Raw genomic sequence first — 11570 nt, forward strand, 5'->3', positions numbered from 1 at the left:
CCACAGGCGATAGGTCGATCGTGCCGAAGAACTCACCCACGGTTGAGGGACGAAGAAAGCCCCTCACCCGCAACTGGCCCGTGGCCAGACGGCTTCGGGCCGTGCTGCTGATCCCCGTGCTCGTCGCCCTCGTGCTCGGCGGCGTGCGGGTGAAACGTTCGGTGGACACCTGGCAGGACGCCGACGACGCGGTCCGCGTGGCGGAACTGATCCAAGCGGCGAACAAATACGCGAGCGACGCGATCAACGAGCGCGATCTGTCGGTCATCCCCCTGCTGACGGGCGACAGGGCATCCGACACGCTCGTACAGGCCCGGCAGATCACCGACGCGGACGCGCGGGTGTTCGACGCGGCGGTCGCCCGGATGCCGAAGACCGGCGGCCTCGTCCGGCGCGTACAGCTGGTCCGCGCCGGTGAGGCGCAGCTCGCCGCCGTGCGGGCCAACGCGTTCACCTCCCGGATGTCCGGAGTGCAGACGGAGGAGAGCTACCACACCGTCCAGCACCCCTTGATGGAGATCTCGAACGAACTGGGCATCGGCACCAGCAACCAGACGAGCATCGGCCGGACGCTCTACGCCGTGTCCCTGACGCAGGCGGCCGAGTCCCTGATCCGTTCCATCGGCACGCATCTGCTGGTGGAGGACCGCGACCGGCTCGCCCCGGGCGAACTGGCCTCCCAGCTCGCCTCGTTCCGCTCGTACGCCTACCTCGAACAGGTCGGGCTCCAGGAGTACGTGGGCGCCGGCACCACCGAGGACGTGACGAGGCTCCAGCAGGCGCTGGCCGCCGCCGAGGAGCGGGGCAGACAGCAGACCGCCGAGGCGGCCGCACAGGCCGCGGCGGCGGGGCGGACCTTCGTCACCCCGCCCGGCATCGACGAGATGATCGCCGAGATCGGCGACGGGAAGCCGGCCGCGGAACTGGCCGCGCGGGGCATCACACCCGAGTCGTTCTTCGCCGCGTCCACGCTGGGCTTCGACGCCTACCGGGGCATCCAGGTGAACCTCACCGACGCCGCGCTCGCGAGCGCCCACGACATCGCCGACGACGCGCGCCGGGACGCCGTCACCAACGCGGCGCTCGTGCTCGCCTCGGTGCTCGTGGCCTTTCTGCTCGCTTCCTGGGTGGCCCGCACGATGAGCACCGGGATGCGCCGGCTGAGCGCCTCCGCCATCGAGATCGCCGGCCAACGGCTGCCCGCTCTCATCGACCAGATGTCCCGGCCCGACTCCGGCGAAGTGGACACCCGGGTCGTCCCGATCCCGATCCACACCACCGACGAGATCGGCGAGGTGGCCCGGGCCTTCGACCTCGTCCACCGCGAGGCCGTCCGGCTCGCCGCCGAGCAGGCCCTGCTGCGGGGCAACATCAACGCGATCTTCACCAACCTCTCGCACCGGGGCCAGTCACTGATCGAACGTCAACTGGCCCTCATCACCAGCCTGGAGGACAACGAGACCGACCCGGAGCAGCTGGAGAACCTCTTCCGACTGGACCATCTCGCCACCCGGGTCCGCCGCAACGGCGAGAACCTCCTGGTGCTCGGCGGCGAGCGGCCCGCCCAGCAGTGGGACCGGCCGCTGCCGCTGGTCGACGTCGTCCGCGCGGCCTGCTCGGAGGTGGAGCAGTACGAGCGCATCCGGCTCTCCGGGCTGCCGGAGGCCCAGATCGACGGCCGGACCGTGCCCGACCTCGTGCATCTGCTCGCCGAACTGCTGGAGAACGCCACGGTGTTCTCCTCCCCGCACTCGGAGGTGCGGGTGACCGCCGTGCGGCTCCCCGACGGCCGGATCACGGTCGAGATCCACGACGAGGGCATCGGGCTGGCGGCGGACGACTTCGCGGTGATCAACCGCAAGTTGGCCGACCCGCCGACCGTCGACGTCGACATCTCCCAGCACATGGGGCTGTTCGTGGTCGGCAGACTCGCCGAACGGCACGGCATCCGCGTCCAGTTGCGCCCCTCCGGCGAGAAGTCCGGCACGACCTCCCTCGTCATGCTGCCCGACACGGTCACCCGGCCCCTGCCGGGCACCCTGCCCGACTCCGACACCCTGGCGCTGGCTCTGCTCAAGAACGTCCCGCAGCCCGAGTACGCGGGCGCCATGTTCTCTCCCGGCGGCCAGGACTCCGGTGACGCCTTCACGGACTACGAGTCGTGGCAGGACGAGTCGACCGGGACGCGCCCCGCCGACGAGCCCCGTGCTGAGGAGCCGCCCGCCGGCGAGCCGCCGAAGGCGACCGGCGCCCGCCCGCGGCGACTCTCCCGGCGCGCGCCCCGGAGCAACCGCCGCCCACGCACCGACTGACGCCGCCCGGCGCCCGGCGCCCGGCGCCCGGGGGACACGCCGCCGGATGGCCCATCTCGCCTGTTTCGGGCTATTGAGTCATAGCGTGCACAATATGAAGAAATGCCATATCGCGTACTTGGCGTGCACGGCGGCGCTGATCGGGACGGGGCTCGGTGCCGCTCCGCCGGTCGCCGCCCACACGGTCCATGTGGTCCACCCGGGGGAATCGATCCAGAAGGCGGTGGACGCCGCCCAGCCGGGCGACACCGTTCTGCTGACCTACGGCACCTATCACGAGAGCGTCGACGTCAGCACGCCCGGGCTCACCCTGCGCGGCGTGGGCCGCGGCACGGTGCTCGAGCCGGAGGCGGCCGCGAGCACCGGCAGCACCGCCCCGAGCACCGCCCCGAGCACCGCCCCGAGCACCGGATCGGGCGCCGCGAAGACCGGGAAGGCCGCGAACAGCTGTGCCGCGGGCGGCAACGGCATCTGCGTCGTGGGCACGAAGGACCACAACGTCGACGGCGTCACCATCGCCTCCCTGACGGTGTCCGGCTTCGCCAAGACCGGCGTCTACGCCACGGAGGCCGACGGGCTGACCGTGCGGCACGTCACCGCGGTGAAGAACGGCGTGTGGGGCATCGCCACGGAGCAGTCGGCCCAGGGCGTGTTCCGCGACAACACCGCCCGGGACAACGGCGACGCAGGCCTGTTCCTCGCCAACACGATCAAGGAGGAGCTGGGCGCCACGGACACCGAGGGAACCGTGGTCGAGCACAACCGGCTGGTGGGCAACCGGATCGGCGTCACCGTCCGCCGGCTGCGCAACCTGACCCTCGCGGACAACCACCTCACGGGCAACTGCGCGGGCGTGTTCGTCGTCGGCGACGAGAACAAGCCGAAGGCCGGCTTCGTGACGGTGCGCGAGAACCGCATCGAGCGCAACAACAAGTCCTGCCCGAAGACCGCGCGGCTGGACGCCCTCCAGGGCTCCGGCATCGTCCTGACCGGCGCCGAGGACAGCCTGATCACCCGGAACGTGATCAAGGACAACGTCGGCAAGTCCCCGCTGTCCGGCGGCATCGTCCTGTTCAAGAGTTTCGTGGGCACGACCAGCGACCGGAACCGGATCAGCAACAACCTGCTGCGGGGCAACTCCCCGGACCTCGTCAACACGGACACCGGCAAGGGCAACACCTTCGAAGGCAACTCCTGCCGCTCGTCGCAGCCCGCCGGCCTGTGCTGAACCCCACGAACCCCACGAACCCCGCGAACTCCAAGAAGGAAGGAAGGCGGCACATGACGACCGCTCAGTCTGCCCCTCCGCCGTCGATGCGGCTGCGGGAACTCGCGTTCGGGGCGGCATGTGCCGCCGCCCTCCGCGCGGCCGCCCGGCTGGGCGTCGCCGACGCCCTCGGCGACAACCCCATGGCCGTGGAGGACCTCGCGGCCGCGGTGAAGACCGAACCCCGTCCGCTGCGACGGCTCCTGCGGGCCCTGTCCTGCTACGGCGTCTTCGCCGAAGGGCCGGACGGGACGTTCGCGCACACCGACGTCTCCCGGCTGCTGCGCGAGGACGACCCCAACAGCCTGCGCGCCATCTCGCTGTGGTGCACCGAGCCGTGGACCTGGGACGCCTGGCCGATGCTGGACGAGGCGGTGCGCACCGGCCGCAACGTGGTGGAGGACCTCTACGGCAAGGAGTTCTTCCCCTACCTCAACGAGGACGCCCCGGAGTCGGCCGACATCTTCAACCGCGCCATGACGACATCCAGCGTGCAGTCGGCGCGGGACGTCGCGGAGTTCCTCGACCTGACCGGGAGCTCGTCGGTCGCCGACATCGGCGGCGGCCAGGGGCACGTGGTGGCGAGCCTGCTGGACAAGTACCCGTCGATGCACGGGACGCTGCTCGACCTCCCCCGGGTGGTGGAGAACGCGGTGCCGCGCCTGCTCGCGGGCGGCGACCTCGCCGGCCGTGCGCGCGTGGTGCCCGGCGACGTCCGTACGGCCGTCCCGGTGAAGGCCGACGTCTACGTCATCAAGAACATCCTGGAGTGGGACGACGAGAGCACGGCCCGCACCCTGCGCAACGTCCGTGCGGCGGGCGGCCCCGGGACACGGGTCGTGGTCATCGAGAACCTCGTCGACGACTCGCCCTCGATGCGGTTCAGCACCGCGATGGACCTGCTGCTGCTCCTGAACGTCGGCGGGGCGAAGCACACCACCCAGAGCATGGTGGACCGGCTGACCGAGGCGGGCCTCGTCATCGACGACATCAGCCCGGTCAACCCCTACCTGCACGCGTTCGACTGCCACGTCCCCGGCTGAGAGAAAGACACCCACAGACCACCGGTCGCCGGGCCCGCCGCAGCGTCGCGGGCCCGGCGACCGGTGATGGTCGGCGGGGGTCAGCCGGCCGGCTCGCGCTCCCAGAGGTAGAAGCGCTGTGCCATGGCGTCCTTCGGGGAACGCCAGGTCTCGGGGTCGTACGCGCTGACGTACGCGGCCAGCCGCTCGCTGACGCCCCGGAACTCGGGATGTCCGGTGATCTTGGCGATGGCGGGTCCGGGCTCGCGCTCGGACTCGATCAGGTGCATGTACACGTCGCCGAACTGGAACAGGCTGCGCCGGGTCACACCGACGAGCCGCGGCAGCTCTCCCCGGTCGGACTCCTCGAACACCTTGGCGATGTCGGGTGCCGATCCCGGGGCCATCCGGGCGACGATCAGAGCTTGGTGCATGGTGCTGTTCTCCGTCCGGCTCAGTCGGTCAGACCGGGGGTGGCACCGCGCTCGGCGGCGGTCTTCTCGATGCGGTCCCGGATCAGGCCCAGCTGGACCTTGGAGTTCCGGTTGATGTTGTCGGTCATCCACTCGTCATCGACCGGCGCTTCCGGCTTCATCGCGAAGTCCTGCGTCCAGACCATCCGCGTACCGGTCGGCACCTCCTCGTACCGCCAGTGGATGTCCATGTGGGCGAAGGGCCCCGTCTCGACCCGGCGGGCCTTGACGGTGAGCGTGTCGCGGTCCGGCTCGCGCTCCGAGACCCAGCTCCACACGGTGCCGTTCTCGTCCGGGTGCATGGTCAGCCGGAACGTCGTCTTGCGTCCCTCCCGCGAGAGGATCTCGACGGAGGCGTACTCGCTGAACAGCCGCGGCCAGTTCTCCAGGTCGTTGGTCACCTCCCAGACCAGGTCCAGGGGCGCCGCGATGGTGATCTCGTTCTGCGTGTGTCCGGTCATCTCAGGCTCCTGTCATGAGGGCACTGTTGACGAGGTCGAGGAACTGCCGGGGCGACTTGGAGCGCTCGGCGTCGGGAGGCATCGGCGTGCCGTACCGGTTCTCCAGCTCGCCCACGATCCCCAGCAGGCCGAGCGAGTCGACGCCGAGGCGGTCGAAGCCCGGGTCTTCGCGGCGGAGTTCCTCCGGGGGGACGGTGACGCCGGCCAACTTCTTCATGAGTTCGGCCAGCTCTTCCACAGTGATGCGGTCAGTCATGCCATTCCCTTCCTCTGCTGCTCCGCGGCGCCTCGCTACGAGGCGTCGGTGGCGCCGTGCCGCAGCACCAGCGCCGAGTTCGACCCCATGAGTCCCCGGCTCAGGACCAGCGCCGTGCGTACCTCGGCGGTACGGGCCCGGCCGGTCACGAGGTCGAGGTCGTGGCAGATGTCGAAGACGTTGGGGGTGGGTGGGATCAGACCGTGCTCCATCGCGAGCACCGCCGCCGCGACGTCCATCAGCGGCGCCGCGCAGTAGCCCCGGCCGATCCCGGTCTTCGGCGCCGTGACGGGCACGCGGGTGCCGTGCGCCCCGAGGGCGTCGGCGATCGCCAGGGCCTCGGCGCGGTCCGCCTCCGGTACGCCGAGGGCGTCGGCGAAGACCACGTCGATCTCCTCGGGAGCGCAGTCGGCCTCCTCCAGGGCTTGCCGGACGGCCTGGGCGAGCCCCTCCCGGGACTCCTCCCAGCGGGAGGCCCCGGTGAAGGTCGCCGCGTGTCCGGCCAGGTAGGCCTGCACCCGCGCGCCCCGTTCCCGGGCCGCGGCCTCCGCCTCCACCACGAGCATGGCGCCGCCCTCGGCGGGAACGAACCCGCAGGCCGCGGAGGTGAACGGGCGGTAGGCGCGGGTCGGGTCGTCGACCGTGCTGAGTTCCTCGTAGCCGAGTTGGCAGACCACCGAGTAGGGCGCGATCGGCGCCTCGGTCGCCCCGGCCACGATCACATCGGTGCCGCGGCGCACCGCCCGCGCCGCGTGGGCCAGGGCGTCCAGGCCGCCGGCCTCGTCGGCGGCGACGACCGAGCAGGGGCCCTTGAAGCCGTGGCGGATGGAGATCTGGCCGGTGCTGGCGGCGTAGAACCAGGCGATGGACTGGTACGGGCCGACGAAGCGACTGCCCTTGCCCCACAACTGCTGGAGCTCCCGCTGGCCGAACTCGCCGCCGCCGGAACCGGCCGCGGTGACCACCCCCACGGAGAAGGGCGCGGCGTCGGTCTCCGGCCGGCCGAGCTGGGCGTCGTCCAGCGCGAAGTCGGCCGCGGCCATCGCGAAGTGCGTGAACCGGTCGGTCTGGACCAGGAAGCGCTCCTCGATCGCGGCCGACGGGTCGAAGTCGCGGACCTGGCCCGCCACCCGCAGCGGCAGATCCTCACAGCCCTCGCGGGTGACCCGGTCCAGGACGCTGATGCCTTCCCTGGTGGACTTCCAGAAGGTCTCGGTACTGGCTCCGTTGGGCGCGACCACACCGATTCCCGTGACGGCCGCGCGCCGTGGCAGGGGTTCGCTCATCGTGTCTTCTCCCTCGGCCGGTTCATGACCACCGCGGACTGGAAGCCGCCGAACCCGCTGCCCACCGAGAGCACGCTGGCGAGCTTGCGCTCGCGGGCCACGCGCGGGACGTAGTCCAGGTCGCACTCGGGGTCGGGCGTCTCGTAGTTCGCGGTCGGCGGTACGACCTGGTTCGCCAGGGCCAGCACACAGGCGACGAGTTCGATCGCTCCGATCGCGCCGAGGGAGTGGCCCACCATCGACTTGATGGAGCTCATGGGCGTGTCGTAGGCGTGCGTGCCCAGGACCCGCTTCACCGCGGCGGTCTCGTGGCGGTCGTTCTGCTTGGTGCCCGACCCGTGCGCGTTGACGTAGTCGATCGCGGTGGCGTCGAGCCGGGCGTGGTCGAGGGCTTCCTCGATGGCCCGGGCCATCTCCAGGCCTTCGCTGGTCAGGCCGGTCATGTGGTAGGCGTTGCCGAACGTGGCGTACCCGCCGAGCTCGCAGTAGATGTGCGCGCCACGGGCCCGGGCGTGCTCGAGCTCCTCCAGGACGAGTACGGCGCCGCCCTCGCCCATGACGAACCCGTCACGGTCTGCGTCGAAGGGACGCGAGGCGTGGGCCGGGTCGTCGTTGTTCGAGGAGGTGGCCTTGATCGCGTCGAAGCACGCCATCGTGATCGGCGAGATCGGCGAGTCCGAGGCGCCGGCTATGCATATGTCGGCCCGGCCCTCCTCCACGGTGTGGAAGGCGTACCCGACCGCGTCGAGCCCGGAGGTGCAGCCCGTGGAGACGGTCTGCACCGGACCGCGTGCCCCGAACCGCTCCGCCACCGTCGAGGCGAGCGTGCTGGGCGTGAACGCGCGGTGCAGGTGCGGGGCCGCCTCCAGGTGGTCCACGTCCCAGCGCTGCCCGCCGTGGCTGACCGCGACGTAGTCGTTCTCCAGCCGGGTGGTGCCGCCGACCGCGGTGCCCAGGGAGACACCGACCCGCCAGGGGTTCTCGGCGACGAGGTCGAGACCCGCGTCGCGAACCGCTTCGTCCCCGGCGACCAGGGCGAACTGGATGTAGCGGTCGCACCGCTCGACGTCCCGTGCGTCCAGGCCGTGGGCCGCCGGGTCGAAGTCGCACTCGGCGGCGATCCGCGACCGCAGCCCGGTCGGGTCGAAGAAGGTGATGGCCCGTGTCGCCGTGCGCCCGTCCGCTAGGAGGTTCCAGAACGCCGGTACGCCTATGCCGCCCGGGGCGACGATGCCTATGCCGGTGACCGCCACTCGTCTCGTCATGAGCGCACCTGACGTCGCGCGGCCGACTCCGCCCCGACCACCGCGGGCTCCGCTTCGGTTCCCTCGGTGTCGACGTGGCCGAGCGGCGGGCTCGGGGCCAGCGGGCCGAGGTGGAAGACCATACGGGCCTCCACCTTGCCGACGTTGCGGAAGCGGTGGCGCACGTTGAGGGGGATCAGGAGCCCCTGCTCGGGCTGGAGCGGGTGCGGCTCACCGTCCAGGTCCACTTCCAGCTGTCCGCACACCACGTACACGAACTCCTCGGAGTACGGGTGGTAGTGCTCACCGATGCGGTCGCCGGGCTGGATGAGGGCCACGCCCATGAAACCGCTGGTGGCGCCCACCGTGGCCGGGGTGAGCATGGCGCGCAGGTCGCCGCCTCGCCGGGTGTTGGGCTCGACCTCGCTGAGGTCCATGATTCTGTGACGAGAAGTGATCACGACGTTCCTCCGATGATGTACTGCACCGCCGTGGCAGGGGCGGGGCACCGCCCCTGCCACGCGATGACGAATCAGGCGTCGGGCGACCGGCGGTCGGTGACGAGATCCATGCGCGCCAGTTCGAGGAAGCGCGCGAGACGGCCGTCCTTCGACGCGGACGCGCCGGCGGCGTCGTCCTGGAGCGTCGTCAGCTCGGCCACCTGTCCGGGATCGGACAGACCCAGGGCCTGTACGGGGTCGGCGGCCTCGAGTCCGCCGCGCACGTCGATCAGCCGTACGACGACGTCGTCGCGCTGGAAGATCGTGCTGCGCAGGACCGGGCTGCGCGGGTCGTCCGCCGCCGCCTCGTCCTGCCGGGCGAGCAGCTCGGCCAGCTTCATGCCGCGGTCGGGTCGGGCCGGGTAGTACAGGGCGTACCGCTCGGCCTGCGGGTTCTGCCGCTCCTCGGCCGTCACGTGGTGGACGGCGGGCAGCGCGGCCCGGGTGAAGAAGACCCGGGCGGACTCGGGGTCGTTGAGGTCCCGGTCCTGCTCCAGATGGGGGTTGATGGCCTCCTCGACGGCCCGTACCTCGGGCTGCCGGGAGACGTGGCGCAGCGCGGAGAGCAGGTCGCCCCGCACCTCGATGGCCCGCACCACCCGGTTGCCGTGCATGAACAGCGAGGTGCGGCACAGCCGGGTGGTGTCGTCGACCTGCGGCTCGGGTGAGGCGTAGTCGGCGAGGATCTTGGCGACGATCTCCTCGCTGCCCGGCTTGACGGTGAAGGTGAGCGCGTGCCGGATCACGCCGTCGCCGATCCTGGGCGATGTCTGGAGCCGGCGCTTGGCCTGGTCGGCGGCCGCCGCCGGGCCGCCGGTCTCGCGGACGACGTGGAAGCGCAGTGACCGGGTGTCGCGCACGCAGCTGTGCAGCGGCTCCACCATCGCCACGTGCTCCTCGCTGTTGACCCAGGCGAGGAACGGCGGGGCGCTCTCCCACTCGCTGGTGATGAGCCACTGGGAGGGGTTCTCGATGGACTGGCACAGCTGGTCGCTGACGTGCCCGGGGACGGACGCGACCTGGTTGCAGAGCTGCTCGTACGCCTCGAGGAACTGCTGCTGGGCCCCGTCGTAGACGTCGACCAGAAGGACGACGCGGAGCCGGGAACCGTCGAACACGGACTGGGAGACACGTTGCGACGCCTGTCGCGCCCGCGAACCTGCAACACGTTCGGACGTGGTGGTCATCCTGCGCACATCTCCTTCGCGGAGGGGATAAGTGAACGTCGGCCGCGGTGATGCGACGTCAGCGTTCCTCGATCCTGTGCCCGTCCCCGCAAGCGCGCGACTCGGATGAACTACGTGGGTGACTGGGCGGCCGGCCGTCAGACCAGATGAGCGAAGACGACCAGGTTCTCGGTGTAGTCCTTGACCCGCCGGTCGTAGGCCCCCGCGCAGGTGATGAGCCGCACCTGCGCCTCGGAGGTGTCGCTGTACACCCGTTCGCTGGGGAAGTCGGCCTTCTCGAAGGTCTCCACGCTGTCGACCCGGAAGGACGCCTTGCTGCCGTCGGCCCGCAGGACCTGGAAGCCGTCGCCCTTCGCCAGTGCGCTGAGCCCCGCGAAGACGGCCGGGGAGGTCTTGGTGTCGACGTGCCCGGCGATGATCGCGGTGCCCGTCTCTCCGGGTGAGGCTCCCTTGGCGTGCCAGCCGACGAGATTGACGTCTTTCGCGGGGGGCGGCTCCAGCTGGCCGGTGGGGGTGATGGCGAGGTCGACGAAGGGCGCGTCGACCGCGATCTTCGGGATGAACAGCCGCACGGGCCGGGAGCGCGGCAGGTGCTTGCCCACCGGGTGCCGGGTGTCCGGCTCTCCCGCGTTCGCCGCGCCCGGTGCACGGGCCGCCGGGACCGACCCGGCGGCGGGCGGGGCGTGCGGCGGGCCGGCGATGCCGGTCGACGTGTCGATGCCGCCGCCGAACAGGTTCAGCGCCAGGAGCACCGCGACCGCGGCGCAGATCATCATCACGCCGGCGCGGGAAGTTCCCTCTTCGGTGGACGCCGGCTCGTTGCCGGAGGGTTTGGCGGGGGCGGGGGCGGGGGCGGAGGGAGGAGGGGCGGAAGAAGTGGGAACTGCCATCGGGGACCACCTCATTCGGGCGCGGCAGCGGGGCGGACAGAGCACGGGGAGCGAGCCGGGCCGCCACGCGGGGGTACCGGTGGCGGCCGCGGCTTCGCTATCGCGTCCGGCATGGGTCAGGCCACACCCCCCACCGTCTTCTTGCGGCGCAGGGCGTAGAGGCCGGTGCCGGCGACGGCGAGGACGCCGAGTCCGGCCGCGGTCGCCGAGGGGGTGGCGAGGGCGCCGCCGCCGGTGTGGACGCCGCCGCTGGGCTTGTCGTGCTCCTTGCTCCAGCCGCCGGACTCCTCTTCCTTCCCGCCGTTCCAGGAGTCCTTGCCGTGCTCGTCCTTGTCCTTGTACGTCTCGGGGTCGTACTTGGGGTCCTTGGCCGCGCTGTGGTCGCCGCTGTCGCTCACCGAGGCGAGGGCGCCGCCGCCGGTGTGGATGCCGCCGTGCGGGGAGTCGTGGTCCTCCTTGCCGTGCTCCTCCTTGCCGTGCTCCTCCTTGTCGTGCTCCTTGCTGTACGAGGAGCTGTCCTCCTTGCTCCAGGACGAGTCGTCGTGGTCCGTGTCACCGGCGGCGTAGGCGCCGGAGGCGCCGGAGGCGCCGATGGCGAGGGCGGCCGAAGCCGCCGCGGTGGCCAGGATCATGCGAGCTGAACGCATCTGATGGTCCTTCCGTCACGACCGG

At 71.3% G+C, this 11570-nt stretch carries 12 protein-coding genes; 3 read left to right on the forward strand and 9 right to left on the reverse strand.

The window, feature by feature from the left end; translation table 11 throughout:
* Nucleotides 1-80 precede the first annotated feature (80 nt).
* The 3 genes from G9272_RS07710 (at nt 81) to G9272_RS07720 (ending at nt 4622) form a co-directional block, all read left to right on the forward strand.
* Nucleotides 81-2312, forward strand: coding sequence for a sensor histidine kinase (locus G9272_RS07710; RefSeq protein ID WP_171395843.1), 2232 nt, complete (start codon nt 81-83; stop codon nt 2310-2312).
* Nucleotides 2313-2406: 94 nt separating this feature from the next.
* Nucleotides 2407-3540, forward strand: a complete 1134-nt coding sequence (locus tag G9272_RS07715; RefSeq protein WP_171395844.1) for a right-handed parallel beta-helix repeat-containing protein — start codon at nt 2407-2409, stop codon at nt 3538-3540.
* A gap of 53 nt (nt 3541-3593) precedes the next feature.
* The gene (locus tag G9272_RS07720; protein ID WP_171395845.1) at nt 3594-4622 is read left to right on the forward strand and encodes a methyltransferase; all 1029 of its coding nucleotides are present in this window, start codon (nt 3594-3596) and stop codon (nt 4620-4622) included.
* Between the two features lie 80 nt (nt 4623-4702).
* Here G9272_RS07720 and G9272_RS07725 read toward each other — a convergent pair whose 3' ends face one another.
* The 9 genes from G9272_RS07725 to G9272_RS07765 all read right to left on the reverse strand — a co-directional run bounded on the left by G9272_RS07725 (nt 4703) and on the right by G9272_RS07765 (nt 11545).
* Nucleotides 4703-5035 carry a TcmI family type II polyketide cyclase gene (locus G9272_RS07725; RefSeq protein ID WP_171395846.1) on the reverse strand — a complete coding sequence of 111 codons (333 nt, stop codon included), beginning with the start codon at nt 5033-5035 and terminating at the stop codon, nt 4703-4705.
* Nucleotides 5036-5055: 20 nt separating this feature from the next.
* Nucleotides 5056-5535 (reverse strand): SRPBCC family protein, encoded by a 480-nt coding sequence (locus tag G9272_RS07730; RefSeq protein ID WP_171395847.1) that lies wholly within the window; start codon nt 5533-5535, stop codon nt 5056-5058.
* A gap of 1 nt (nt 5536) precedes the next feature.
* The gene (locus tag G9272_RS07735) at nt 5537-5791 is read right to left on the reverse strand and encodes an acyl carrier protein (RefSeq protein ID WP_171395848.1); all 255 of its coding nucleotides are present in this window, start codon (nt 5789-5791) and stop codon (nt 5537-5539) included.
* Between the two features lie 35 nt (nt 5792-5826).
* Nucleotides 5827-7077 (reverse strand): beta-ketoacyl synthase N-terminal-like domain-containing protein, encoded by a 1251-nt coding sequence (locus tag G9272_RS07740; protein ID WP_171395849.1) that lies wholly within the window; start codon nt 7075-7077, stop codon nt 5827-5829.
* Nucleotides 7074-8342 carry a beta-ketoacyl-[acyl-carrier-protein] synthase family protein gene (locus G9272_RS07745; protein ID WP_171395850.1) on the reverse strand — a complete coding sequence of 423 codons (1269 nt, stop codon included), beginning with the start codon at nt 8340-8342 and terminating at the stop codon, nt 7074-7076. Before G9272_RS07745 ends, G9272_RS07740 begins: the two co-directional genes overlap by 4 nt.
* Nucleotides 8339-8758, reverse strand: a complete 420-nt coding sequence (locus G9272_RS07750; RefSeq protein ID WP_171401897.1) for a cupin domain-containing protein — start codon at nt 8756-8758, stop codon at nt 8339-8341. Before G9272_RS07750 ends, G9272_RS07745 begins: the two co-directional genes overlap by 4 nt.
* Before the next feature lie 95 nt (nt 8759-8853).
* Nucleotides 8854-10008, reverse strand: a complete 1155-nt coding sequence (locus tag G9272_RS07755) for a SchA/CurD-like domain-containing protein (RefSeq protein ID WP_171395851.1) — start codon at nt 10006-10008, stop codon at nt 8854-8856.
* A 137-nt stretch (nt 10009-10145) separates the two neighbouring features.
* The gene (locus G9272_RS07760; RefSeq protein ID WP_437184258.1) at nt 10146-10898 is read right to left on the reverse strand and encodes a class F sortase; all 753 of its coding nucleotides are present in this window, start codon (nt 10896-10898) and stop codon (nt 10146-10148) included.
* Nucleotides 10899-11014: 116 nt separating this feature from the next.
* The gene (locus G9272_RS07765; protein WP_253267754.1) at nt 11015-11545 is read right to left on the reverse strand and encodes a hypothetical protein; all 531 of its coding nucleotides are present in this window, start codon (nt 11543-11545) and stop codon (nt 11015-11017) included.
* Nucleotides 11546-11570 lie beyond the last annotated feature (25 nt).

The organism is Streptomyces asoensis (assembly GCF_013085465.1).
Taxonomy (GTDB): Bacteria; Actinomycetota; Actinomycetes; order Streptomycetales; family Streptomycetaceae; genus Streptomyces; species Streptomyces cacaoi_A.